General features: G+C 42.2%; 18 protein-coding genes, 1 other RNA gene and 1 pseudogene. 10 read left to right on the top strand and 10 right to left on the bottom strand.

From position 1 onward, the window contains the following. Positions 1-611 (top strand): HAD family hydrolase (locus tag AC1DRQ_RS20720; protein ID WP_477426647.1); only part of this gene is annotated, 611 nt, incomplete at its 5' end. On the opposite strand, the gene AC1DRQ_RS20715 is transcribed toward AC1DRQ_RS20720, so the two are convergent. Further along, on the bottom strand, positions 608-1,129 hold the full coding sequence (locus AC1DRQ_RS20715; RefSeq protein WP_477426646.1) for a DinB family protein: 522 nt from the start codon (positions 1,127-1,129) through the stop codon (positions 608-610). The genes AC1DRQ_RS20720 and AC1DRQ_RS20715 overlap by 4 nt on opposite strands. A 203-nt stretch (positions 1,130-1,332) precedes the next feature. Between AC1DRQ_RS20715 and AC1DRQ_RS20710 the strand changes: the two genes are divergently transcribed. Continuing rightward, positions 1,333-2,922, top strand: a complete 1,590-nt coding sequence (locus AC1DRQ_RS20710) for a L,D-transpeptidase scaffold domain-containing protein (protein ID WP_477426645.1) — start codon at positions 1,333-1,335, stop codon at positions 2,920-2,922. Between the two features lie 16 nt (positions 2,923-2,938). Here the strand turns inward: AC1DRQ_RS20710 and AC1DRQ_RS20705 are convergent, their stop codons facing one another. The 3 genes from AC1DRQ_RS20705 to AC1DRQ_RS20695 all read right to left on the bottom strand — a co-directional run bounded on the left by AC1DRQ_RS20705 (position 2,939) and on the right by AC1DRQ_RS20695 (position 7,088). Continuing rightward, positions 2,939-3,724, bottom strand: a complete 786-nt coding sequence (locus AC1DRQ_RS20705; RefSeq protein WP_477426644.1) for a murein L,D-transpeptidase catalytic domain family protein — start codon at positions 3,722-3,724, stop codon at positions 2,939-2,941. Positions 3,725-3,941: 217 nt separating this feature from the next. Next, entirely contained in the window at positions 3,942-4,523 is a 582-nt protein-coding gene (locus AC1DRQ_RS20700; protein ID WP_477426643.1) for a nitroreductase family protein, read from the bottom strand. Between the two features lie 132 nt (positions 4,524-4,655). Beyond that, positions 4,656-7,088: an alpha-ketoacid dehydrogenase subunit alpha/beta gene (locus tag AC1DRQ_RS20695; RefSeq protein ID WP_477426642.1), complete on the bottom strand. Its 2,433-nt coding sequence runs from the start codon at positions 7,086-7,088 to the stop codon at positions 4,656-4,658. A gap of 134 nt (positions 7,089-7,222) precedes the next feature. On the opposite strand from AC1DRQ_RS20695, the gene AC1DRQ_RS20690 reads away from it, so the two are divergent. The 3 genes from AC1DRQ_RS20690 to ssrA all read left to right on the top strand — a co-directional run bounded on the left by AC1DRQ_RS20690 (position 7,223) and on the right by ssrA (position 9,436). Beyond that, positions 7,223-7,621, top strand: a complete 399-nt coding sequence (locus tag AC1DRQ_RS20690; protein ID WP_429393775.1) for a DUF1573 domain-containing protein — start codon at positions 7,223-7,225, stop codon at positions 7,619-7,621. A gap of 138 nt (positions 7,622-7,759) precedes the next feature. Continuing rightward, complete coding sequence (locus AC1DRQ_RS20685; RefSeq protein ID WP_477426641.1) at positions 7,760-8,992, top strand: pyridoxal phosphate-dependent aminotransferase; 1,233 nt, start codon at positions 7,760-7,762, stop codon at positions 8,990-8,992. A 75-nt stretch (positions 8,993-9,067) separates the two neighbouring features. Continuing rightward, positions 9,068-9,436, top strand: a transfer-messenger RNA (tmRNA) gene (ssrA, locus tag AC1DRQ_RS20680). A gap of 267 nt (positions 9,437-9,703) precedes the next feature. Here ssrA and AC1DRQ_RS20675 read toward each other — a convergent pair. From AC1DRQ_RS20675 to AC1DRQ_RS20650, 6 genes and pseudogenes are all read right to left on the bottom strand, one after another. Continuing rightward, complete coding sequence (locus AC1DRQ_RS20675; protein WP_477426640.1) at positions 9,704-11,149, bottom strand: RagB/SusD family nutrient uptake outer membrane protein; 1,446 nt, start codon at positions 11,147-11,149, stop codon at positions 9,704-9,706. Between the two features lie 17 nt (positions 11,150-11,166). Continuing rightward, complete coding sequence (locus AC1DRQ_RS20670; RefSeq protein ID WP_477426639.1) at positions 11,167-14,346, bottom strand: SusC/RagA family TonB-linked outer membrane protein; 3,180 nt, start codon at positions 14,344-14,346, stop codon at positions 11,167-11,169. Between the two features lie 88 nt (positions 14,347-14,434). After that, entirely contained in the window at positions 14,435-15,748 is a 1,314-nt protein-coding gene (locus AC1DRQ_RS20665; RefSeq protein ID WP_477426638.1) for an amidohydrolase family protein, read from the bottom strand. Positions 15,749-15,767: 19 nt separating this feature from the next. Beyond that, a complete protein-coding gene (locus AC1DRQ_RS20660) occupies positions 15,768-18,854 on the bottom strand; it encodes an amidohydrolase family protein (RefSeq protein ID WP_477426637.1) in 3,087 nt (1,028 codons plus the stop codon). Between the two features lie 611 nt (positions 18,855-19,465). Further along, a complete protein-coding gene (locus AC1DRQ_RS20655) occupies positions 19,466-19,939 on the bottom strand; it encodes an Lrp/AsnC family transcriptional regulator (protein WP_429393787.1) in 474 nt (157 codons plus the stop codon). A 94-nt stretch (positions 19,940-20,033) separates the two neighbouring features. Beyond that, a pseudogene (locus AC1DRQ_RS20650) lies at positions 20,034-20,237 on the bottom strand (class 1 fructose-bisphosphatase); the annotation flags it as partial. A 349-nt stretch (positions 20,238-20,586) separates the two neighbouring features. On the opposite strand from AC1DRQ_RS20650, the gene serC reads away from it, so the two are divergent. The 5 genes from serC (at position 20,587) to AC1DRQ_RS20625 (ending at position 26,381) form a co-directional block, all read left to right on the top strand. Further along, positions 20,587-21,681: a 3-phosphoserine/phosphohydroxythreonine transaminase gene (gene serC, locus AC1DRQ_RS20645; protein ID WP_429393789.1), complete on the top strand. Its 1,095-nt coding sequence runs from the start codon at positions 20,587-20,589 to the stop codon at positions 21,679-21,681. A gap of 9 nt (positions 21,682-21,690) precedes the next feature. Beyond that, positions 21,691-22,935 carry a DUF1015 family protein gene (locus tag AC1DRQ_RS20640; RefSeq protein WP_477426636.1) on the top strand — a complete coding sequence of 415 codons (1,245 nt, stop codon included), beginning with the start codon at positions 21,691-21,693 and terminating at the stop codon, positions 22,933-22,935. A 9-nt stretch (positions 22,936-22,944) separates the two neighbouring features. Beyond that, positions 22,945-23,970: an NAD-dependent epimerase/dehydratase family protein gene (locus AC1DRQ_RS20635; protein WP_477426635.1), complete on the top strand. Its 1,026-nt coding sequence runs from the start codon at positions 22,945-22,947 to the stop codon at positions 23,968-23,970. A 2-nt stretch (positions 23,971-23,972) separates the two neighbouring features. After that, complete coding sequence (locus AC1DRQ_RS20630; protein WP_477426634.1) at positions 23,973-24,824, top strand: sigma-70 family RNA polymerase sigma factor; 852 nt, start codon at positions 23,973-23,975, stop codon at positions 24,822-24,824. A gap of 441 nt (positions 24,825-25,265) precedes the next feature. Further along, complete coding sequence (locus tag AC1DRQ_RS20625; RefSeq protein ID WP_477426633.1) at positions 25,266-26,381, top strand: FecR family protein; 1,116 nt, start codon at positions 25,266-25,268, stop codon at positions 26,379-26,381. Positions 26,382-26,604 lie beyond the last annotated feature (223 nt).

Genomic DNA, 26,604 nt, shown 5'->3' with positions numbered 1-26,604 from the left:
TATTAGATCTGGATAATACCATATATCCCGTAAGCTCAATTGCTGAATATTTGTTTAATAAAGTATTTGAATTTTTGGATAGCCTGGCGGATGAATTAAGTATAGATGAAATAGATAAGGCAAAGGAAGAAATGAAAAGAAGGCCATATCAATGGGTTGCGGATAAATATAATTTCAGTGAAGCCGCTAAAAACAAAGGCCTCGACCTGCTTAAAAATCTTGAATATGATTTACCAATGCAACCTTATGAAGAGTATAAGTACATTAGCGACACCAAAATAGTTAAATTTTTAGTTACTACTGGTTTTACCAAATTGCAACGGAGCAAAATAAAATTATTGGGTATAGAGCACGATTTTAAAGCAATTTATATAGTTGATCCTGAAGTATCATCAGAAACAAAAAAGGACATTTTCGCAATCATCATGAATACCAATGACTTCAAACCTGAAGATTTGCTGATCATTGGTGATGACCCTGAATCAGAAATAAAAGCAGCAATAACTTTAGGTATAGATACGTTTTTATTTGACCCTGAAAACAGGCATCCAAACGCACAGGTAAATCACTCGTCAAAAAGCCTTAAAGATGCGGTTTCATTGTTTGCTTAGCCTGTGATTTCATTTTTCAATACTTTAACCGTAACCAAAAGCTGACCTAAATGCCGCATAGTATGTTCTGCCGCATGTACATACAAACCAATCACCGTTGATGGCAGTTGCGACCTGCCAACGCCACGAACTTGCGTCAATACCTGTTCATCAGTTTCGACTAATTGATTTATAGCATTATCAACCTGGATATTAAACTGCATGACAAGATCGGTGGTATGTATATTTTCAGTTGTTTTGCCTTCGGCTGCTAAATAGCTCAGCTGATCCTCAGTAAGCCCCGCTCCTTTTGCATAAGTAAAAAGCCGGTTAAGCACACCTGTTAAATGTTGTAAATGAAATCCCGGCGATGCCATGCCGGCTACTTTATGCCATAATAAAGCGTCAGGAAAACCATACATTAAATCATTCAGCTCCTCCCTGGCCTGTAAAAGTGCATGTGCTACGGGTTGCAGCAATGCTGGTATGCTGTTTAAAGGTCCGCGGAGCCAAACCTCGGGTTTATTTGCTGTTGCCATTTTTATTTATTGTTATTAAGCATGGTCTTTACCTCATCATGATTAAATAAAAAACAGTCGTTTTTTCATTATCCGAAGAATTTTGAACATGTGTTTATATATTAATGTGATAAAATGTCCGTTTTCAAAATTAATTAAAAACCATTTGGCTTTATGGTATGGGTATTGCTATTCATAAGCAAAAATTAACTATACTTATATCCATGATTGCTACTTGCCAAAAAAAGACCTTTATCCCCGCCCTACTATGTGGTCTTTTTGTACTTCTCCTTACTTTTCAAAGCTGTAAAAAAAAGCATTCGGAAATAGCTGACCAACTTTTCAAAGTAACTCAGAATAAAGCTTTCAAGGATATTGACCCGGATACCCTTGCTGCAACACTCAAAAATGAACTTACTGCTCAAAAATTGAAAATTGCTAATGAACATGTAATCGAATCTTATTTTAAGGCAAACGATTACCAGCCTGTTTTAGTAATGAACCATTTGTTTAACGGTGATCTGAACGTTTTAACAGATTATTATAACAAAATCAATGAGCATGGTCTTGATAAAAAACCATATCATGCCGAAGCTATCAAAGCACTGGTTACTAAATTGCAGGATAAAAACGGCATTAAAACAACTGCCGAAGCCTATCATGACCTGGCAGAGCTTGAGTTATTGACCGCAAGTTCCTTGTTAAAATATTCAAACGCACTGCAATATGGCGTTATCAATCCTAAAAAAATATATTCCAGATATTTTACAGCCACTAAGCGGCCAGACAGTGCAACTATGAAAAAAGCACTGCGGACAACTGATCTAAGAGCTTACCTGGACAGTATCCAGCCCACCGATCCACAATATAAAGCTTTACAAAAAGCATTTTTAGAAGGTGTTACACTTGATGGCTTATCAAAAGAAGAAAGCAGGCGTTATCTGTTGGTTAATCTTGAACGTCTGCGCTGGAAGAATAAACCTACTGAATCTAAATATGTTATCGTAAATATTCCTGATTTTAAACTTAATGTGATAGAAGATGGAAAATCTGTTTTAAATATGAAGGTTTGTGTTGGCCAGGGCCGTAACATGGATCAGCGATGCAGCCTGATATCATATGCCGACAGTGACAGGTATGATAAGCCATTTCCGCGTGAAACCCCCCAGTTAAGCAGCATGATCCATAGCGTTGAGGTAAACCCCATGTGGAACATACCGCGAAGTATTGCCACCAAAGAGATCATTATTGAGGCAGCGGATGACCCCTACTATTTATCCAATAAGAGCATTGACGTTTACAAGGACGGGGTTAAAATTGAAGATCCGGAAACAATTGATTGGTCAACAGTAACAAAAGACAATCTGGAATATGATTTTAAACAACGCCCGGGTGCTGATAATTCATTGGGTAAGATAAAATTCCTGTTCAAAAACAGAAGCAGTGTTTATCTGCATGATACACCTGCAAAAGAAGCCTTTGGGCATGCTATGCGCGCAGTGAGCCATGGTTGTGTACGTTTGGGCGATCCGCAGGGCCTGGCAAAGAACCTTTTTGGTGAGGGGGAAGATTATGATACCATAACTAAAGATATGGACGAAGATAATCCTGACCCAACCAATATTGCATTACCTAAAAAAACACCAATATACATAACCTATGTTACCTGCTGGGCCGATGACAACGGCACATTACAATACAGGCATGATGTTTACGGGTTAGATGTGGTACTTTATGCACATTTAAAAATGCTGATAGGCGATATAAAAACAAATGCCCGGTTATTAGCCAGGCATAGCGATTCAGGTTTATAATTGGATAATATTAAATTTAAAGTTTGGCCAGATCAAAAGCCGTTGTATCGGCGGCAATAAAATTCAATGGCGCTGTTTCATCAAGGTATTTTGAAGTATACCTATCATCATTACCACTGATAAAGAGAACCGTTTTACCTGATATTGTATTAATTACCTTGTTTACAACTTTGGGTGATACAGCCGGACAACCAAAACTACGTCCTACATATCCTTTACGATCAATAGCAGCCTGACTAACATAACTGGCTGCATGAATTACAATATCGCGCATCCGGGCATTGCTGTTAAAACCAGAATCCAAGCCATCTAACCGTAACGAACGGCCATGCTTACCCATATATACATTATCGGTCAGATAAAATCCCAGACTGCTTTGGTGTGAGTCGTTCCTGTCCGAAAAATGGTTGGCCATTTCATCGCCACTTCCCTGTCCGTGGGCAACCCATGTGTTTAACAATAATTGTTTACTTAGCAAATCAATTATCCACATGCGTTTTTCACGGCTTGATTTATTGAAATCAACAACCGTAAGTACAGCGCTGTTCTCTGGTAATTTATGAGCAAGTTTTAAATTTGTATAACCTGTAACTGCTTTTTCAAATACATCAAAGGCTAAACCAGACTGTTGCAAACTGGCTGCCTGGTACAGATTATTTACGTACTGATTAAATAATTCCTTTGCATTTAGAGTTGAATTTACCTTTCCATCTGATTTGTTCGCACCTGCGGATCTCCAACTAATAACCGTTCCTGACAATAATAAAACCGCTAATGTGACACACCAAAAATGTTTCCTCATACTTGTTTTGAGTTTAATGTTTAATCAATAAGTTAAATTAGCAATAGGTTTAATTGACCGGATTAGGAAACCGGTCAATTACAAATGTATACTTTTTTACTTAATTCAAAATCATTTTAATATATTTTTTACTAAAATGAAAATAAATTTAAAATAAAGAAAATTTCCGCGTAATTATACGGTTATACGAACAGAGGTAATAAAAAGTTGAAAATATCTATTTAACCCATTTAATTTTTTCTTCGAGCGAGATATTTCTTTTTCCTTCGGGATGCTGGTCTGCATAACCCAGGTACAGCACACCCATCACATGGTCTTCTTCTCTTAGCTGTAGAAATTCTTTCATCGCGGGTTTTAAAATTGCGCCACCTGTACTCCAGAACGATGCCATATTTAAGGCAGTAGCACCAAGCAGGATGTTTTGAATAGCGCTCGAAACTGCCGCAAGCTCTTCAAATGCTGGAATTTTAGGCAGATCGCCACGCTTCATGGTAGTAATTATAACATGCGATACCTTATCGCCTTGATGCTGAAAATTAGTATAAACAGTTTCATTAAAATTCTCAGAGCTTACGCTTTGCTTGTATAATTCAGCATGTTGCAGGCAAAATTCAGCAGGATTTTCATAAACAGTAAATCGCCAGGGTTCGGTGTATCCATGGGTTGGCGCCCAATCAGCAAGTTCCAATAATGCGGCTACATGCCCGTTTGGTATCTTGTGGCCATTCATCATAGCTGGTTTAACAGACCGACGGGTTTTAATAATGTTAGATATAGTAGTGAAAGTTGCAGAATCCATGTTATTAGCTATATGTTCAGAAGAACGCAAACTTAAAAAAATAAAGAAAAAAGGAAATATTAAAAATGAGATGTGACCGATTAAAGACTAAAGCCCACGAAAAGCGTTCAGTAAATCTCAAATATCCTGCAACTAAAAAATTGCAGGATATTTAGCTGGGTTAGCTTCGTTCATCATAGCGTAAACAGCTTCAATGATATCATCTACAGAAGGTTTGCTGAAATAATCACCATCAGAACCATAAGGTGGGCGATGCTCTTTTGCGGTTAATGTTCTTGGTTGCGCGTCAAGCGAGTAATAACCATTCTCTGTTTCTACTATTTTTTGGGTTATATATGCCGAAGCCGCACCGGGTACATCCTCATCAATAACCAGCAGTTTGCTGGTTTTCTTTAGAGAATCACCACAAACATTCTCTGTATCAAACGGATATAAGGTTTGCGGGTCAATAACCTCGATATGAATATCCATTTTCTCCAGTTCGGCAGCGGCCTCCAATACAATGCGTAAGGTAGAGCCGTAAGACACAACGGTAACATCGGCGCCGTCTCTTAAAATCTCAGCTTTACCCAACGGAACAGTAAATTCGCCAACATTATCAGGTAGCTTTTCTTTTAAGCGGTACCCGTTAAGGCTCTCAATAACCAATGCAGGTTCATCACCCCTTAACAAGGTGTTGTACATTCCCGCGGCCTGTGTCATATTACGTGGCACACAAATATGGAAACCCCGCATAGAATTTAAGATCAGGCCCATGGGCGACCCTGAATGCCATATGCCCTCTAACCGATGTCCACGAGTACGGATAATAAGCGGCGCTTTTTGTCCGCCACGGGTACGATAGCTCAAACTCGCTATATCATCGCTTAAAACGGTCATGGCGTATATCAGGTAGTCAAGGTATTGTATCTCAGCTATAGGTCTTAAACCACGCATAGCCAAACCCATACCCTGCCCAATAATAGTTGCCTCGCGAATACCAGTATCCGTAATACGCAGATCGCCATATTTATTTTGCAAACCGGCAAAACCCTGATTCACATCACCAATTGCGCCAACATCTTCACCAAAAGCAACAATACTTTTATCCCGGTCAAAATTGATATCAAAACAAGCGTTCAATACTTCACGACCATCTAAAAGCCGTGCATCATCACTATATATGGCAGCCACAACAGGCACATTTAAAGGTGATTGTGGCGTATCAGTAAATAGCTTTGAATTAAAACGCTCATCATTTTTTACCATTTCGGCATTAAACCAATTTAATAACGATTGTCTTTCTGCTGAATTTTCACGTGTGGTAATCCGTAAAGTTTTACGTATAGCAGCTATTATATCTTTACGACCGGCATCATAGCTTGAACGCAAAGTAGATGAAATATCTAATAATTCATCTTTTGCAGCAACATTATATGCCAGTTCATCTATCAATTTGGCTGCTTCATCCAATTCAGTATTTATTACACCAAGCAGTTCGCTGGCAGCTTCGCGCTGGCATTCGCGCACATATTTTTTGGCCTCGGTTTCCAGCTCATCCAGTTCAGCTTCTGTTGAAATGGCCGAAGCTATCATCCACTCGCGCATTTTAAGCAGGCAGTCATGATCATCCTCCCAGGTCAGGCGGTCCTTTGTTTTATAACGCTCATGCGAGCCTGATGTTGAATGCCCTTGTGGCTGCGTCATTTCAACAACATGGATCAGTACCGGTACATGCTGCTCACGGCAAAGCGCTATGGCACGTTCATAAGTTTCGCAAAGGGCAATGTAATCCCAACCCCTTACTTTAAATATTTCATAACCATTAGTTTCTTTTTCGCGTTGAAAACCTTTTAGTATTTCAGAAATATCCTCTTTTGTAGTTTGTAGCTTTGCCGGTACCGAAATAGCATAGGCATCATCCCAAACCGAAATAGCCATAGGTACCTGCAGTACACCGGCAGCATTAAATGTCTCAAAAAACAAACCTTCGGAGGTGGAGCCATTGCCTATTGTACCAAAGGCAACTTCATTACCATTAACTGAAAACTGCTCAAGGTATTCAAGTTCCTTATTTTGACGATATAATTTTGATGCATAAGCTAAACCAAGCAACCGCGGCATATGGCCACCCGTGGTTGATATATCAGATGAGCAATTCATGGTTTCGGCTTGGTTTACCCAGCTGCCATCAGCATTAATAAATCTTGTAGCATAATGACAGTTCATTTGGCGGCCTGCCGATGCAGGGTCCTTTTCAATATCAGGATTGGCGTAAAGCTGGGCAAAAAACTCTTTCAGGTTGCTCATACCTGTAGCAAACATAAAAGTTTGGTCGCGATAATACCCGGCACGCCAATCGCCGGCACGAAATGCCTTTGCCATAGCCAATTGGGCAACTTCCTTACCATCGCCAAATATTCCAAACTTAGCTTTACCAGTCAATACTTCTCTTCTACCTATTAAACTGGCCTGTCTGCTTTCAAAGCCAATACGGTAATCATCGATCACAATTTTTTTGAAATCATCAAAACTTAACTCAGCAGTATTAAATTTACTGGTTGCACGTATGGTAGTTCCGGGCATATATAATTTCGTTTAGACGGTAAAATTATAAAATTCTATTCTGTATTTGGCAAACTAACAATAAAACATAGAGTTTTACGAATAGTTTTTAAATTACGTTAAACCTTATATATTTGTATTAATCAAACAAACACATGAAAAAGATATTAATGATTTGCGCGGTAATTTTAGGCTTTGCCTTTACTGCATCAGCACAGGATAGCCAGAAAGCCGAGTTTAAATTTAACGAAGAAAAACACGACTTTGGCAAAATACCTCAGGGTACACCTGTAACCACCGTTTTTGAATTTACAAACGTTGGTAAAGAACCACTTATTTTAACTGAAGTAAGACCAACCTGTGGCTGTACTATTGCTGATTATACTAAAACACCTGTAAAAAGTGGCGACAAGGGCTCCATCAAAATCACTTACAATGCAGCTGCTGCAGCACCTTTTAACAAAACAATTGTTGTTAAATCAAACGCGGTTACACCCGAAAAGTATTTGAATATTATTGGCGAAGTTGTAGCTAAACCGGCATCGAGCAAATAAAACAAGGCAAGCCTGATTAAAAAAGCCCCTTGCTAAACAAAGGGGATTAAAAATACTGTTAAAGACCCTTTAAAGGGTCTTTTTTCGTTTACAGGAGTATATAAAACAACAATACTTTCTTTTTTACTAATTTTGCATATGCCAAAAATATCTCAAAAAGGGCAGCGAATGCCCGCATCACCTATACGAAAACTAACGCCTTATGCTGATAAAGCTAAGCTGGAGGGCAAAAAAGTTTACCATTTAAACATTGGCCAGCCAGATATTGAAACCCCCGAAGGCATGTTAAATGCCATTAAAAATATTGATTTTAAGGTTTGGGCCTACACCCCATCAGAAGGTACATTAAGCTATCGCAAAAAACTTACGGAATACTATAACAAACTGGGTTACAATATCAATCCGGAAAATATCATTGTGACCACAGGCGGGTCAGAAGCTATTACGATAGCTATGATGGCCTGTCTGGATTCGGGCGATGAAGTGATCATCCCTGAGCCATTTTATGCTAATTACAATGGTTTTGCCAGTCAAAGCGACATTGTAGTTAAACCCATACTTTCATTTATTGATAACGGTTTCGCCTTGCCTCCTATAGGCGAATTTGAAAAACTCATCACTGATAAAACCAAGGCTATTATTATTTGCAATCCTAACAATCCTAGCGGTTATTTATACTCAAAAGAGGAATTGGAAGCATTAAAAGAACTGGCCTTAAAGTATGATCTTTATCTGTTTTCGGACGAGGCTTATAGGGAGTTTTGTTACGATGGACGTACATTTATATCCCCAATGCATTTAAATGGACTGGATGAAAATGTTATCGTGCTGGATACCGTGAGCAAACGTTATAGTGCCTGTGGAGCCCGGCTTGGTTGCCTGATCACTAAAAACAAAGCAGTTTTAGACGCGGGATTGAAGTTTGCACAAGCCCGACTTAGTGCCGGTATGGTTGAGCAAATTGCCGGTACAGCAGCCGTTGATACCCCTGATTCATACTTTGAAGCGGTAAATAAGGAGTACACCAGTCGCAGAAATACCCTGGTTAGTAAATTGAACAAAATGAATGGCGTTTATTGCCCTAATCCGGGTGGCGCTTTTTATGTAGTAGCTAAATTACCCATAGATAATGCCGACAAGTTTTGCCAATGGATGCTGGAAACTTTCAGCTATAATAACCAAACCGTGATGATGGCACCAGCGACGGGGTTTTACAGTACTCCCGGAGCCGGATATAATGAAGTACGTATGGCTTATGTGTTGAAAAATGAAGACCTGCAAAGTGCCATGATCTGCCTGGAAGAAGCTTTAAAGGTTTATCCGGGGCGTGTAGATACTGAAAGCAAAAAGCTTAAGGCCGAAAGCATATAATATTTGCCTAAACCGCTCAAAAACTGTATTTTTGTAAGCTTAGCTTTAGCCTTTCGGCTTTCGCCACTAAAAAATGGGGTCGACCGGAATTGACAGGATGGAGATAAGTAGGTAAGCATGCAGCGCGTTGGGTGAATTAGCGCTTAAATCTGAACGCTCAAACTTACAAATGGCGAAAATAACTACGCCTTAGCTGCTTAATTTAGAATTAAATAGCTTTTGTCCCGCCGGTTTTCCGTTCTGTTGAATCGGCAATCGGGGCATCGAAAAACGGAACTGGCCAGCTTAATGGTGTGCATAGCAGGCGAGATAAAGCACCTAAGGAAGACGGTACAGGTAAGCGACTGACCTTCCCCTTCCCTACAATTAAACAGAAGCTAAGCATGTAGAAAGCTTACCTTATACCATGTTTGGACGAGGGTTCGAATCCCTCCGGCTCCACTATTAAGATTATCAAAAAACAACAAAAGCCTGTAAATCAAAAATTTACAGGCTTTTGTTGTTAAAAACAGACTAAAACCATCGAGTAATAAGTGCATTGGGGTGTCGAAATTTTTTTCGTAAAATCAATTTTGCCCGCCTCATCGCTCAACCTGACCCGGTTAAAAACCGACAAAAAAAGCCGTTTCAAATAAATTGAAACAGCTTTTTACTGAAAAAAACAGACAGTTATTAGTTTTTGTATAGGGGTATTAAAATCATATGACTTTTTTATCTGCCGATAAGCTTGTTATACAACTGCTCATTTCCGGACATTGGCCAAATATATGCCGGGTCTGCCGGGTTAATCTGCGGAACATTTGATTTAGCAGGAATAGGAAGTCCCAACCTTAAAAGATCGGCCCATCTCAAGCCTTCACCCAAAAACTCAATATTTCTTTCCTGCAAAATGGCGCTGGTGAGGTCTGTAACACCTTTAGGGAAACTGGCTTCTGTATAAACAGTTGAGGTATCAGATCGTCCTCTTACCGCGTTCAGCAGCGCTATGGCCTGGCTATCTAATGAATTGGTACTGCGTGCACGGGCTTCGGCTAAATTCAACAAAACCTCGGCATACCTTATTACAGGCACCCAATCATTATACGGGGAACCAAGTGGCCACTTAGTAAGATAGGTATGGCTTTTACCAACCAGGATAAACCCCCTTCTGGCATCGGCAGCTTTCCAGTTCGGATCGGCTATTACCCCGCTTAGGTTTAAATAAAACTCACCAGTACCCACGCTATTAAAATAATCGGCAAGCGCATTCTGACCACCCGGCGCCTCAGTAGGCGTAAATGGCTCAGAAAATATAGATTCGGTTGTGGTATAGGGGTTTTTAAAAACATTGGCAACAGAAGCTTGCAACGCGTTGGGCACACCGCTTTTTGCCGTAAACGGTGCCGTGGCGTTTACAATTTTGTTAGCTTCGGTAATTACATTACCATATTGCTGCATGCTTAAATAGACGCGGGTTTTAAAAGCGATGGCCGAGTTTTTATGTGCCCTGATGGTATTGGAAGTTGCATCGGGATAAGTAGATGGCAGATCGGTTTCGGCGGCATTCAAATCTGCTATTACCTGCGTGTAAACCTGGCCAACTGTTGCAGGAGCAAGATCAAAATTGGCATATTGCGAATTTCCTGTTAAGCGCAGGGGCAAACCAGGTTTGGAGCCTGCACCATTAACATAAGGCTGGCAATACATTTGCAGCAAAGCATAGTAAGATAATGCCCTTACAAACTTAGCTTCGGCCACATAATTTGCCGATACTGCCGGGCCAACAACCTTTGCTCCGCCCGCAGCCATGCCATCAATAAATAAATTGCAGTTATTAATAGTTAAATAGGCCTGCGACCACAAATTTAAAACCTCAGAACTTGTACTGGTTACGGATTCGGTCCAGGTTTGGTAAGCGGTTACTGAATTCACAGAAGAGTTGATCCAGTTTTCGGCTTTAACATCATTGTATATCTGGTACCTGCCGCCATAAAGCTGTCCACTTTTTAAGCTTGTATATAAACCTAAAACCTGGCTTGAGATACGGGCAGAGGTAGAAAACGGAGCACCATCCTGGTTAGAGACAGAGGTTTGTGACACAGGATATAAATGATCTTTCTGACAGGCAGAACAGCTCAATAATGCAATGCCTATAGCATATATAAATTTCTTTTTCATTTCCTTTAATTTAATAGTTAAAACTTAACCGAGAATCCTGCTGTTAAAGTGCGGCCGTTAGCTGCGGTATTTCTGTCGACACCAGGTGAACTGTTTGTTGTTCCGTTTGAGGAAACTTCCGGATCCGGACCAGGATATTTTGTGAAAATAAACAGGTTTTGCCCGCTAACATATACCCTTACGCTTGATATACCTACTTTTTTCAGCAGGTTTTTGGGCAGGGTATAACCAAAATTTATAGTTTTAACCTTCAGGAAATCACCTTTGTACACGTTAAAATCTGTAGGGAAAGAAGTGCCGTTTGATACGTTATCACCAAAAACCACTTTAGGATATTTTGCTACCTGCCCCGGTGCTGTCCAGTGGTCAAGTATATCGGTAGAGTTGTTCCAGAAACGCTGGTCGGTTAGTGTGGCTGCGGTTCCGTAGTAAACATAAAACCCAAGCTGGTACGTTAACAAAACATTCAGATCAAAGTTTTTATAATGAAAAGAGTTGCTTATACCGCCCACTTCTTTAGGGGTTGCCCTGCCATAATCAACAGCATCGGCCGTTTGGTTAATTTGATTAGGAGCACCGGAAGCAGTTAAATACGGCGTGCCATCGGGATTAAAATAATGGGTTGTTCCGTTGAATGTATATAAAACCTTTTGGCCTTTACCATTGATAAAGATCCTGTCGCCGGTAGCCGGGTCAACACCTGCAGAGCGAATAATGTACAAATCGCCCACAGAGCCACCTACTTTGTTAATATTGGCAATTTCCAGGCTTGATGTAGAATAAGTAAAGGAATTTGTGCCGGGTATTAAGGAGGTGATTTTGTTTGTATTAAAGCTGATGTTAAAATTAGCGCTCCATTTAAAACCTGTTGATCTGATGATATCAGCATCAATATTAAATTCAAACCCTTTGTTATACATAGAGCCTATATTAACCGGGGGATTAGTGGCCAAACCACCGGAAGGGGCTGTAGGAACATTAAATATTAAACCGGTGATATCATTTTTATAATAACCAAAGTCGCCGGTAATCCTGTCGCCAAATAAACCAAAATTAAACCCGATGTCTGTTTTGGTACTTGTTTCCCAGCCCAGGTTGTCATTACCTGTTTGGCTTGGAGCAAGTGTGGCATTACCGTTAAAAAGGCTATTGGCATAAAATCCGTAAGAACCATAATCATTTAACCCGCTATTGTTACCAACCTTACCATAGCTCCCCTTCAATTTAAAGCTGCTGAATACTTTATCAAGTTTCAGGTTTTCCCAGAATTTCTCTTTTGCAATTTCCCAGCCTAAACCAACACCCGGGAAATAACCATATTTACGGCCCGAGCCAAAAGCTGAAAAACCATCTTTACGAAGCGTAGCGGTTAAAAAGTACTTTTTATCAAAATCATAATTTAAACGACCGAAAAAAGAAACCAGGTAGTTCTCGCTGTTGAGTAAGGATGATGCGGGAACGGTATTGATCGCATACCCGGCCTGTATTTGGTTAAACGCCGGGTCTGAAAGTGTGGTGCGCGTTAAACCATAACCATACGTTAGGCTGCGCTGTTGCTCATTACCTAACAATAATGAAAAATTATGGTTTCCGAATGAATGATCAAACTGGGCTATATTATCCCAAACTGTTCTTTTATATTGAGCATAAGTATCGGCAACACTTGCATTATTGGTAACAACCCCATTGCTGGCAACCGAAAAATTTGATATGGGATTAAAAAATGTATCGCTGGTGAAATATAAGTAATCAATACCATAGGTAGTTTTCAGTGTAATCCATGGCAGGGGATTCAATTGCAGGTAAACATTACCGGTAGCATGATTAATTTCATTATTGGCACGGTCAAGGTCAAGCGCAGGTTGCGGGTTCGGATAACTTATGGCATACCCTTTATTATTCATCACCCCTATTGATCCGTTTGCCGGATTCAGATTATAACTACCATCATTATTATAAGGAGATAAGTTGGATGGAAGCAATAAAGCAAGACGCCCTAACCCGGCTGTGCTGTAGGCCTCTCCCACTAATGAGCCCGATGATGTAGCAGCATAATTCTGATTATCGGAGTAACCCAACTTGGCACCCATTGAAATTATTTTGCTGGCTTTATGATTCAGATTAAAAAGTATACCCTTGTTGGTAAAGTCGTTTTTCTGTATCACACCCTCCTGCTTGCTGTAATTGGATGATAGGTAATAAGTGGTTTTATCTGTACCTCCTGATACACTCACCGAGCCATTGTATGACTTACCAGTTCTGTAAATTAACTTTTCCCAATCGGTATCAATAGGTTTACCATCCGGACCGGGCGTTAAAGTAGCATAATAGCTATTTTCATTAAATAAACCCGCGTTAACCATCGCCTCGTTTTTTAGCGCCACATATTGGGCCGCGTTTAAAACCTTTGGCAAGCGGTTTACTTTAGTTACCCCCATCCAGCTATCAACACTTACTACAGCATTGCCTTTTTTACCTTTTTTGGTAGTTACAAAAACAACCCCGTTTGCTGCACGGCTACCATAAATAGCTGTAGCGGAAGCATCCTTGGCAACATCAATACTTTCAATGTCTTCCGGGTTAATATTTGATAGCGGGTTGCCACCAGCTTCGCCACCAACCAAATTCTCACTAAAAGCAGGTACACCGTCTACCACGATAAGCGGCTGCGAACCCAGTGATATGGAGTTTGTACCCCTTATATGAAATATCGGAGCCGTATTTAATACGCCATTAGGAACGGTAACCTGCACACCCGACGCCCTGCCACCCAGCGACTGTACAAAATTCTGCACCGGTTGTTCAACAAGTGCACTTCCTTTAACCTGTGCAATACTGCCCACATTGTCTCTTTTTAATTGGGTGCCGTAGCCAACAACCACAACCTCGCTTAACTGTCTTTGATCAGGATCTAACGCAACATTAACAACACTGCCTGTTATTTCAACCGGTTTTGCCTGATACCCTATAAAGGTAAATATCAACGTTTGCGGCCCTTTGCTTACCTGGATGGAAAATTTACCATTTGGATCGGTTTGAGTGCCTTTTCTGGTACCCTTTAAGGTAACACTGGCACCGGGAATCGGTCGTCCGTCGTCTTTGCCGGTTACGGTTCCGGTGATTGTTCGGTCTTGCGCATAGGCATGGGATGCCAGCAACAATAAAACCCACATACAGTTAAGTAATAGTTTTTTCATTGAAATAAATTATATGATCAGTTAATAGTAATTTGTTCTGAAAGAACCAGCCCCGGGCTATACTTAAGCTTGCGGGGATAAAATGAGGTTATGGCTTTAAGCCATATTTATCGCTGAATTTTTTATAAAGCTGCTTGTGTAAATTGTCGAGATTAATGCTTCTCCCCTGTATAAAAGCGATTTCCACGTCTATACCAATCATATCCAAAGCATCACCTGCTGATATAAAAAGGTTGGCATCCTTACCAGTTTCCAATGTGCCGGTGGTTTTGTCGATACCCAGTATTTTAGCATTGTTCATGGTGATCATTGACAGGGCCTGCTCTTTGGTTAGGCCATAACCCACTGCTTCCCCGGCTTCAAATGGCAAGTTGCGCTGCCGCCAGAAACCAATACCGGTTAAACCATAAAGTACGCCGCCATCCTGCAATAATTTAGGCAGTTTATACGGCAGGTAAACATCATCTTCATCCCTATCAGGCAAAGCCTGGGTTTCGCGGATAATTACAGGTACATTATTTTCTTTTAATAAGTCCATTACAAGGAATGATTCTTTACCGCCCACAATTACAGCCGAAACCCCAAACCGTTTAGCAAAATTTACCGCCTGTATAATTTCTTTGGCGCCATCTGCTATAATGAATAGTTTTTTGGTACCGTTGAATAAACCCTTCATAGCCTCCAGCCGTATATTCTTCACTTCCGGTTTAGTAATTTCGGCGTATGATTTAGCCTGCTCAAACAGCCGGGTAATATTGTCAACCGTTTTTTGAGCACGTTGGGCGGGTGTTTCCTGCACAACACCGGGTGCTACAAACGCTCTTCTGCCCCGGCCGCTCTCAACAGCAACAGGCCAGTTTAAATGAATAGCGATATCCTTTTTATAAGCTGCGTCTTCCCAGTTCCAGGCATCTAATTGCACAACCGATGACTCGCCTGAAATTATGCCACCATTAGGGGTGGGTTGGGCAAGTAAAATACCGTTTGAACGCACTGTAGGAATAACTTTCGAATCGGTGTTATAGGCAACTAACGACCGTACATGCGGGTTAAGGTCGCCCGTTTCGGCATCATCAATCGTACCGCGCGCGCCTTCTTCAACTTCAATCAGCCCCAGGGTGGTCATGGGCGCTATAAAACCCGGATATATTTGTTTGCCTGCAGCGTTAATTACCTCACTACCGGCAGTGACAGGTGCTGTACCTTCACCAATACCTGTAATTTTACCTTTATCAAAAGCAATGTATCCGTTGTTAATTACTTGCCCGTTACCTACATGTATGGTAGCACCGGTAATTACAACAGGCTTGGATTGTGGTTTTGCGGGCGAAATATTTGCCTGCGCGTAAGTAAGCGTGGTAGCCAGCAATAATACGCCCAAACTTAATATTGTTCTTTTCATGTTGATTTTCAAAATAGAATTACTGTATGTTATTGTTTTTTTGCTCGTGTACGGCTTCTCTGGCCCGTTCCATATCTGTGTAGTCATCTTCCACTACAAAATTTTCGGTTTCCACACTTTCGCATTCGTACAAACGCCTCCGGTTGGGAGCCGGYCTTTGCGTGGCTGAACCCTTGCTTTTTGCTTCCAGCATTTTTTGAATAATACGGGCTTCATCTGCCATCAAAGCTTTTTGTTTCGCGGCGTCTTTTTCAATGTCCCAGTAAAGCACACCGTCGACATAGGTTTTTTCGGCCACGGCGTAAATAGATAAAGGATCGGCCGACCATAATACCACGTCAGCATCTTTACCTGGTTTAAGACTGCCTATCCGGTCGTCTACATGCAGCATTTTAGCCGGATTCAGGGTTACCAGTTTTAAAGCGTCCTCTTCGCTCATGTGACCATATGTAACCGCTTTCCCGGCTTCCTGGTTAAGGCGGCGGGCCATTTCGGCATCGTCTGAATTAAAACCGGTTACCAAACCAACTTCATGCATCAGCTTGCCGTTATATGGAATAGCTTCGGCAACCTCGCTTTTATAAGCCCACCAGTCTGAAAATGTGGAACCCGCGATATTATGCGCTTTCATTTTATCGGCCACTTTATAACCTTCCAATATGTGGGTGAACGTGTTGATATGAAAACCCAAAGAATCAGAAACATGCATCAGCATATTAATTTCTGACTGCACGTACGAGTGGCAGGTAATAAAGCGTTTGTTGTCCAATATCTCTACCAGGGCATCCAGCTCCAGATCTCTGCGGGTAGTACTACCTTTTACAGCGCGGGCGGCCTTGTATTCTTTAGCACGTGTAAAGGCATCTATATACACTTCCTCAACCCCCATACGTGTTTGCGGAAAACGCAGTGTGGCGTTATCTGTAGGAGATATGCTGCGGTTACTGCCCTTTACGTTTTCGCCCAGGGCAAATTTGATAAACCCATCGCTTCCTTTATACTTAATATCCTCGGGCAGCATACCCCAGCGATGTTTAATTAATTGAGTTTGTCCGCCAATGGCATTAGCCGAACCATGTAGTATATGTGATGTAGTAACACCACCTGCCAGCTGCCTGTACAAGTTAATATCCTGGGCATCAATCGCATCAGCAATGCGCACTTCGGAGGTGACAGATTGCGTACCTTCGTTGATACCACCTGTAACCGCGATATGTGAATGTTCATCAACAATGCCTGCAGATATATGCTTGCCTGTTGCATCAATTACCTTAGCTGTTGGTGAGGATAAATTTTTGCCGATAGCCTTTATCTTTCCATTTTCAATTAAAACGTCGGTATTTTTCAAAACGCCTTCTTTTTCGTTTGTCCAAACGGTACCATTTTTTAATAATACAGTTTCGGCTACAGGCAACTCGGCATTGCCAAATGCTGCGAACGGATAAACCACAGGACCAACGGCTAAATTTGGTTTAGGCCTGTCGCGCTTTGGCGTTTCGGAAGCAGGGCCGGTATAGGTAGCTGTCCATTTACCCTGTGACCCATCGGGAAACGCGGCGTCGCCCCTAAAAGTTAACGGTGATACAGCAGTAATATATCCAGCCAAACGGACAATACCTGCCGGTGCTTTCTTGTAATCAAAATAAATACTGATCTGATCGCCGGTCCTGGTAATAGTGCCATGAACGCGGGCGCTATCCGCGCCGGAGCGCTCCATGTTTACATCATACTCGCCCGGTGTGCCGCTTATTTTTAAAGTGGTATTGGCAAAACCATCGCCATTGAGTAAATAATTACCCCTAAGATCGGCAATCTCAATTTTACTAACCACGTATGGACGGCCTTCTATCCAGTTTTCGTAAATGATATTATCGGGCTTAAACAGGTTATCAGACGTGATCAGGAAACTGGCAATTTTTCCTTTTGCCAATGTGCCCACTTTATCGGCTACACCAAGCATTTCTGCCGGCACGGTTGTTAATGAATTTAAAGCTTGTTTTTCACTTAAGCCATAGGTTATGGCGCTTCTGAGGTTAGTCCAAAAATCATGCGCGTTGGTTAGCCCAAAGGAGGTAATTGCAAACTTTACACCCGCTTTTTCAAGCACAGCCGGATTGGTTGGTGCAAGTTCCCAATTTTTTAGCTGGTCATATTTGATGCTCCGGGCATCCAGCGGATTTTCCACATCATAAGGAGCCGGGAAATTTAGCGGAATAATGAAGGTGCTGCCTGTAGCTTTAATCGCGGTAATGCGCTGATATTCCTGACCATCGGTTTTGTAGATATACTGACGTCCAAATTCTTTGGCTATTTTGTCAGCCCGCAGAATGCTTTGCGGATCGTTCACCTCAAATATCTGGGGCAGGTTTTGGGTTTGATTAAATTGATCAAGGGAAATATTGTATTCTTCTTTCTGGCTCTTGTACCACTGCGCATCATAATATGTTTGACGCAACAAGGCAATACTACCCATTAACGACGATGGGTAATTAGTAGCCGCGGTGCCTTTGTTAAAAGAATAATGCGCGGCAGCCTCGTCTTTAAGCATTACTAAGTTATCGCGCTCGTCGCCCAAACTAACAACTACTGAGGTACCGCGTGCAATACCGTCATGTATTAATGATTGTACAGTACTAAAGCCATTCTTCTTCAGATCTTCATTTTTGGTATCAACGTGAAATACCGTTTTGGCATTCATTTCGGGTTTGATGGCTTCGTTCCATCCATAGGCTCCCGGCTTGGTTGATATCGATATGGAGCTTCGTCCGCCAAAACCTCCGGCACCGAATGCCTGCCTTGGTAGTTCAGGCATCCCATAGGTTGTATACGCATCAACCAATCCCGGATAGATAAATTTTCCTTTCAGATCAATCGTAGTATAACCTTTAGGAACGGCAATAGCCTTACCCACCGCCTCAATTATCCTGTCTTTAATAAGTAATGTACCGCCGCTTATGGTTTGATCGGCGTTAACTACTATAGTGCCATTAACGAAAGCATACAGCCCTGGCCGAATATCCCAGGCCCCGTTAACAGGGAATGTTTCCTGAGCACTGGAAACCTTAAGCATCATTAAAAGAAAACAAAAGAGTATTATTTTTTTCATTTCGTATTGAATTTCATCGAAAATATCAATTCAACACGCTAAAAAAATATAATATTTAATTTATAATAGATTTGTTACAATATTTTTAATTTTATAGACTATTATTTAAAACACTTTTTACATTTTTTAATTTTAAATGAAAAAATAGTAATTAAGCTTAATAATATTTATTACTTTTTTTTAATTAAACAGATTTTTAAACAAATTAAGTTATTTTTTTATACAAAATTTCATTTAATTAAATTCTGTATTGAGTATATATTAATAACTCATTAAAAAAATCAATAAAGCTAAAATTTATGAGTTTTTAACTTTAAAAAATCGTACAATTTAGATTATACCAACAAAATCAAGAAAAAAAAGACAAAAAAACACTTACAATTAAAAAAAATAAAGAATAAATGAATTTTTATACATCAATAACTATTTACCAAAGTAAACTATCACTTATGAAAGGATTGTATATTCCGACAACAATTTACTATCAGTAGATAAAGAAAAAGGGCTGCTTATTCCCGGTCTTCCCAGCAAAAAATGCTGCCCCTCGTCCGGGCGGTCACGGTTAGTTCAATTTTTATTTTCTCGCCGGAAATACCGATACAATTGGCTTCTCATTCCGTCCCGAACATGTACCCGGTCTCCCTTTTGACTTCTGACATCACGAAGAAACTTTGCATATTACCTACATCCGGCAATTTCGAAAGCTTTTTGATCAGTACGTCGTTGTACTCGTCCATATCTTTAATGGCCAGGCGCAACAGGAAGTCAAAGGCGCCGGTCATGTGGTAACACTCCAGTACTTCAGGTAACTTTTTAACTTCCTCCATAAAAGCCATCAGGCTTTCCTGTGAGTGTTCCCTTACATGTACCTGGGTATAGGCAATCAATCCCTTACCTACCTTTTTGTGATCAATGATAGCGGTATAACGCTGAATATATCCCTCTTCCTGCAAGCGGCGGATCCTGGCATGTATGGGAGTAATCGTTTTATGCAGTAAATGGGCGATCTCCTTATGCGTAAGGCGGGCATCCTGTTCCAGAAGTTTCAGTATACCCAAATCTGTTTTATCTAATACGTGTTCCATTTTAAGCGGAGATTAAAGCGTTGGTGGCCAGTAATAAGCTTTCGGCCTTTTCGACCATTACTTTAGAGCCGATAAAGATAGGGGACCGTTGATGTAGCTTTTGCTGGTTTTCGCCCTGAATCTTGGTACTACCCGCGTTGCCGAGGATATCCATCAGACCAGCTTTATTTACCTCGCGGTTGACGATTTTGGCGGCAATGCCGATATCATGCAGCAGCCTCGAAAGCTCGCCTTTTGCATATGGAAAATCTGCCTGCTTTTCAATAATAAACTGGCCTAAGGTAGTCACTTTAGTCATATACTTAGTGTAAATAATACGTAAATAAGTTTATAAATTGGTATGGGCAAAGTAAGGATAAATTCATCTATTATTCAAAATACAAGTATGATTTTACTTTCCAAAACGCTTAAATTGGCATAACAAACAAAGTAGAAAGTGTATTTAACCCAATATTCGATGCGACTAATCCAATGAAATCCGTCACCAATTGCATCCTGTTTGGAAATTTTGACCAAAAAAGCCATAGATTTTAGTCATGTTTTCCAAAGTACAAATACAGTATAGTTTTAATGACCAAAATATCAAAACTTTGTATAGAAATACAGGAACCAATCCCGCATTTCCCAACCAATTATAAAATGCCGATATGCTGAATAAAAAACACAACTTCGGGGCAGGGCCATGCATCCTGCCGGATTCCGTATTGACACGGGCATCGGAAGCCGTAAAACACTGGGACAGGGCGGGCCTTTCCATTTTAGAGATCTCCCATCGTTCTACTGAATTTGAATTGGTCGTTCGCGAAACCGAATTTTTGGTGAGGGAGCTCCTCGACGTTCCCGAAAACTACAGCATCCTCTTTTTACAGGGCGGTGCCAGCATGCAGTTTGCAATGGTACCCATGTGCTTTTTGGGTAAAGGGCAAAAAGCGGCATACCTGGAGGCTGGTTTTTTTGGTGAGAAAGCCATCAAAGAAGCGAAGATCTCGGGCGATGTTGCTGTTGTAGCAACTTCTAAAGACACCCAATACCATTCCATCCCCAAGGATTACAACATACCGGCAGACGCAGCATATTTCCACGTTACCTCCAATAATACCATAGAAGGAACTGAAATGTTCAACTTCCCGAAATCGCCGGTCCCTGTTGTTTGCGACATGTCATCTGATATTTTCAGCAGGGTGATCAATATCAGCGACTTCGACCTGATCTACGCGGGCGCACAAAAGAACATGGGGCCAGCAGGTATGACACTGGTTATCGCTAAGAACAGCTTTTTAGACAGCATTAAAAACCCGGTACATGCCATCCTTGATTACCGGGTATACCGGGCCAATGGCTCGATGTATAATACACCACCAGTATTTGCGATCTATACCGCGATGCTCAACCTGCAATGGTTAAAAAGCAAAGGCGGTGTGAAGTTCATCCATATGGCAAACCTGGCTAAAGCGCAATTGCTCTATGAGGAGATCGACAGTAACCCATTGTTTTACGGGCTGGCTGAAAAGGCCGACCGTTCCCTGATGAATGTAACCTTCCGGATGCACGAGGAGGAAAAGGAAGAAGAATTTCTACGCTATGCCGCAAGGCAGGGCATGGTAGGCATCAAAGGCTACCGCACCATCGGTGGGTTCAGGGCCTCCCTTTACAACGCGCTCCCCCTTGAAAGCGTGCGGGCCCTGGTGGACTGTATGAAAACTTACACATTCGAAACACAACAAAACCTGGTTCAGGTATAAAATATAAAGATGGCCACTATCCAACCCTTTCGCGCGCTGCGCCCTAATTCATTCTATGCCGACGGGTTGATATTTCCCGGCGACGAGCAAGTATTTTATTTTGGCATCGGCGAAAAGGAACATCCCTTAATGCCCCTGAAAACTCAATTGGAAGCCCCTGCACGCATACGCCCTGAAACCGCTGAAGGACAGGAACAGGCATACCGCGAGATCCGGGAATCGCTGGAATGCTTATTGAAGCTGGAACGGATAAGAAAGGATGAGCAACCCGCAATTTATATCTATGAGATCGTTCACCGCAATTACCGGCAAACCGGTATCTGGGCCATGACATCCATCCGGGATTTCTTCGACGGCAAGATCAAACTGCACGAACATACCATCGCCGACAGTGAACGCAGGATATGTAATTACCGCATGCATACCGGTCTGGAGGGCAGCCCGGTTTTACTGACCTATCAGCCGGATATGACGATCAACAGGATCATTGCGGAAACTTGTGCCAACACCAGGAAGTCAACCATAGGTAACAGGAAGAGCCTGCACCGCATCTGGAAGGTCGAGGACAGCGAAACGCTCCGTAAAATAACAGCTGCTTTCACCCAGGTCGAAACCGTATATATGGCTGACGGGCACCACAGACTTGCATCAACGGCCAGGCTCGCGCTTGAGTCTGGCTCCGATGAGTATATCTCTTCTCTTTATATTGCCGCCGATCAGCTACGGATCATTGAATTTTACCGCGTGGTCATTCCTGATACTGCTGTAAACGATGCTGACCTGTTCTCCCGGTTAGGCGAGCTGTTTACGATTGTTCCAAGTGAAGGGAACTTACCTGTCAAGCCAGCTTCGGCCAATATCCTGGGAATCTGTACTCACGGCAAATGGCATGAACTACATGCGAAATCGCCCGCAGCCCTGGATGTCGTTCTCTTACAGGATGAGATTCTGGCCAAAGTTTTCCAGATCAATGATCCCCGGAATGATACCCGTCTGAAATGCATAGGCGGCGAAAATGCTATGGAAGAGACACTTGCACTACTTAAGGCCGAACCGTCATCCATAGCGTTTACGCTCTTTCCAATGTCGGTAAAGCAGTTGATCAGCGCGGCAGACGCCGGACTGATCCTGCCGCCGAAATCAACCTGGATCGACCCTAAAGTCCCCTACGGGCTCTTAATGTACCAGCACGCTACTGTTGGCCTTCCGGAAACGCAAAAATCAGAACAGTACAACAGCAACGGCCATAAATAATATATCAGCATGAAAAAAGACAAGATCCTCATTATTGGTGCCCGCGGGCAGATCGGTACCGAATTAACAGTTGCCTTAAGCGGGCAATACGGCACCGAAAATATTATTGCGGCGGATATCCACCCTCCTATAGCCGGACAGGCGAATTACATTACCCTCGACGTGCTGGATCATGCCGCCCTGGAAAACATTGTCAGGGAATTAGGTGTAACACAGATCTACCTGTTGGCGGCAATGCTTTCGGCCAGGGGCGAACAGGACATCGATGCGGCCTGGCACCTGAATGTCCAAAGCCTGCTTTCCGTTTTGAAGATAGCCAAGAACCTGGCTCTTGATAAGGTATTTTGGCCAAGCAGTATCGCCGTATTCGGACCCGGGTCTCCCAAATACAACTGCCCTCAACAAACGCGTATCGAGCCCAATACCGTTTACGGCATCAGTAAAAGGGCCGGCGAGTACTGGTGCAATTATTATTTTGAAAAACACGGGGTGGATGTGCGGAGCATCCGCTTCCCCGGACTGATCTCCTATACAGCGCCACCGGGCGGCGGGACAACGGATTATGCAGTGGATATATTTCACCAGGCGCTGGAAAAGGGCCATTACACCTGCTTTCTGGAAGAGGATAACTGTCTGCCTATGATGTATATGCCTGATGCCGTCCGCGCAGTGTTGGAACTCATGAACGCGCCCAGGGAATCCATAACGATCAGGACATCCTATAATCTTGCAGGTATGAGCTTTGCACCATGCGACGTTGCTGCGGCGATCAGAGCGTACGTTCCCGGATTTAACGTCAGCTACGCACCTGATTACAGGAATACAATCGCCAATAGCTGGCCAGTCAGCATCAAAGACGATCAGGCCAGGAAGGATTGGTCATGGAAGCCCGAATATAACCTGAAAACAATGACAATTGATATGCTGGAGCAGCTATGCATTCAAAAAGGGCTTGTCCTTGGTGAAACCTTCCCCTTAAAAACCGCTTACCCGGACTTCCCGGTAGACAACTATGAATTTACTAAAATAGTATAGTGATGCGCAATATACAGCTCACACCAACGATCGCCAACAAGGACCACCCTTCCGTAGAGAAATATTTCAACGAGATCGGAAGAGAAAAGCTCATTACAGGGCAGGAAGAAGCAAGCCTGGCGGCAAAGATCAGGCAGGGTGACAGAACCGCGCGTGAAAGACTGATTCGCAGCAACCTCCGCTTTGTCGTTTCCGTAGCCAAAAAATACCAGTACCAGGGCTTGCCCTTAAGTGATCTGATCAGCGAGGGGAATCTCGGGCTGATCAAAGCTGCTGAACGTTTTGATGAAACAAGAGGTTTCAAGTTTATTTCATTTGCCGTATGGTGGATCAGGCAAAGCATCAGCTCAGCCATCATTGAACATGCCCGGGTGATCCGCCTTCCCATGAATAAGATCCATGATATTACCCGGATCAATAAGGCCATCGCCGAGATCGAACAAGAAACCCTAAGACATCCTACACTTGAACAACTGGCTGAACATTTGCAGCGATCAAAGGAGCATGTCAGGGATGCGATGGATTGTGCGCCCTGGACCGCCTCCTATGATGCACCTCTAAACGAGGAAGGGTTTTCACTGCTGGACAGCACCCCGCAGGATGCCATTTCGCCCGACCATGACCTGATCGTGGAATCGCAGCACACCGAGATGAATCAACTGTTATCTGCATTGACTAATCGGGAAAGACAAATTATCGAAATGACTTACGGCATGGATGGCGGTCACGCAATGAATCCAACGGAGATCGCGAAATATATCGACATGAGCCCGGAACGGATCAGGCAGTTGCGCAACGCCGCGCTTATTAAGCTGCAAAACAGGGTCAAAACCAGCCTGGTCGAGAACGAATGATTTGTCCTTGTTGATCAAACTACGATCCCAATTCATCAAGAATTGGCTCTGACTGCTCCTGCCTGACCACTTTGATCTGATCAATGGTCAAACCTGGATTGCGGCAATCTTCTTCAATGGAATACACAATTATTAATTGGGGCTTAGTATACGTTATGTCGCAGTTGTGAAAAGCAGCTTCAGCTGTCCATAGCATCACCTGTGCTAATTGAAACGATACGGATCATTACACATGTCAACCATCAAAAAGTCGCGGGGTAATTTCCTGCAGCTTTTTTGTTAACTTCAATTTAGCTTTGAGCGTCAATAAACAGTCGCTTTTTGCCCCGGAGCTTCAAATCATTAAGCTAATGTTTAAAAAAGTTTAATTTTTTTTACATCAGCATACCCCCTCTGGTATTTTAAACCGTAATACCTAATATAAGCAAGTAATAAGCCACCATGACTAACCAGGAAAGTAAAGATCTGCTAAAAAAGTATATCGAAGGAAAATGTGATCAGGAAGAAACTACCTGGGTTGAAAGCTGGTATCTTAATAGCCTTAATAACAATACAGTACCATCCCCGGAAGAAATTGAAGCTGCTTATACCGCAGTTAGAGCGAATCTTCCTAAACCCGCACGCATTGCGGGCAGAAGGTTTTATCTTTCTATTGCGGCCACCATTCTTTTATGTGTTTCTGTCGCGGCGTATTTAGCTTTCCATCAGTCATCACCAAATTCAGAAAACACGGTTTCAACAGCTAAACAAAATGATCTTCCTCCGGGTAGTAATAAAGCCATACTAACTTTGGGTAACGGCCAGCGCATTATTTTAACGGGCGCCTCAAACGGCAAAATAGCACAACAAGGTAATGTGGCCGTCAGCAAAACAGCCGAGGGACAAATTGTTTATAACAGAAACGATAACGAACCATCTGTCCCGGTGTACAATACTACAGCCACCCCACGTGGGGGCGAATATCACCTGATACTGGCCGATGGTACCAATGTTTGGTTAAACGCGGCATCATCCATAACCTATCCAACAGCGTTTACCGGTCATGACAGAACGGTTCAGGTAACCGGCGAGGTTTACTTTGAGGTATCACATGATCAGCACAAACCTTTTAAAGTAATTACCCGCGGCCAAACGGTTGAGGTGCTGGGTACCCACTTTAATATCAATGCTTATGATGATGAGCCCGTTATAAAAACAACATTGTTTGAAGGCGCTGTAAAAGTCAGCAGAGATGCAAAATCAGCCATGCTAAAACCGGGAGAACAAGCGGTTGATAATACAAACAGCTCAACTATTAACGTAACCAATAATTTTAACAGCGCAGAAGTTATTGCCTGGAAAAACGGCAAGTTTTATTTTGACTATTCCGATATACATACCGTTATGCGCCAGATTGCGCGCTGGTATGATGTAGACGTGGTGTACCAGGGAAAAATACCCGCCAAACGGCTTTCCGGTTCATTCTCTAAATACACCAATGCTTCAAAGGCTTTATCCATATTAGAATACGCAGGTATCGACTTTAAAATTGAAGGAAGGAGGATTATCGTAAAATAATTACCACCTCTTAAATCAAAGCGGTTGCCAGGCTTCCGTCCCCTTTTGTTGGCCCAAAAAAAACCGGAGAGTGGTGACACACTTCCCGGCTGATAGTTTGGGTTAACCATAATTTATTTTGAACTAAACAAGGTACTTACAAACCCAAACCATACAAAAGTATGCAAAATTTTACTTTAAGTCCTTTCTTATCGTATAAGAAAGGACTTCACAAATTTTTCCT

The organism is Mucilaginibacter sp. P4_E8, from assembly GCF_056401495.1.
Note: the sequence above shows the minus strand (reverse complement) of the source record. Positions and strands in the feature narration are given on the sequence as shown.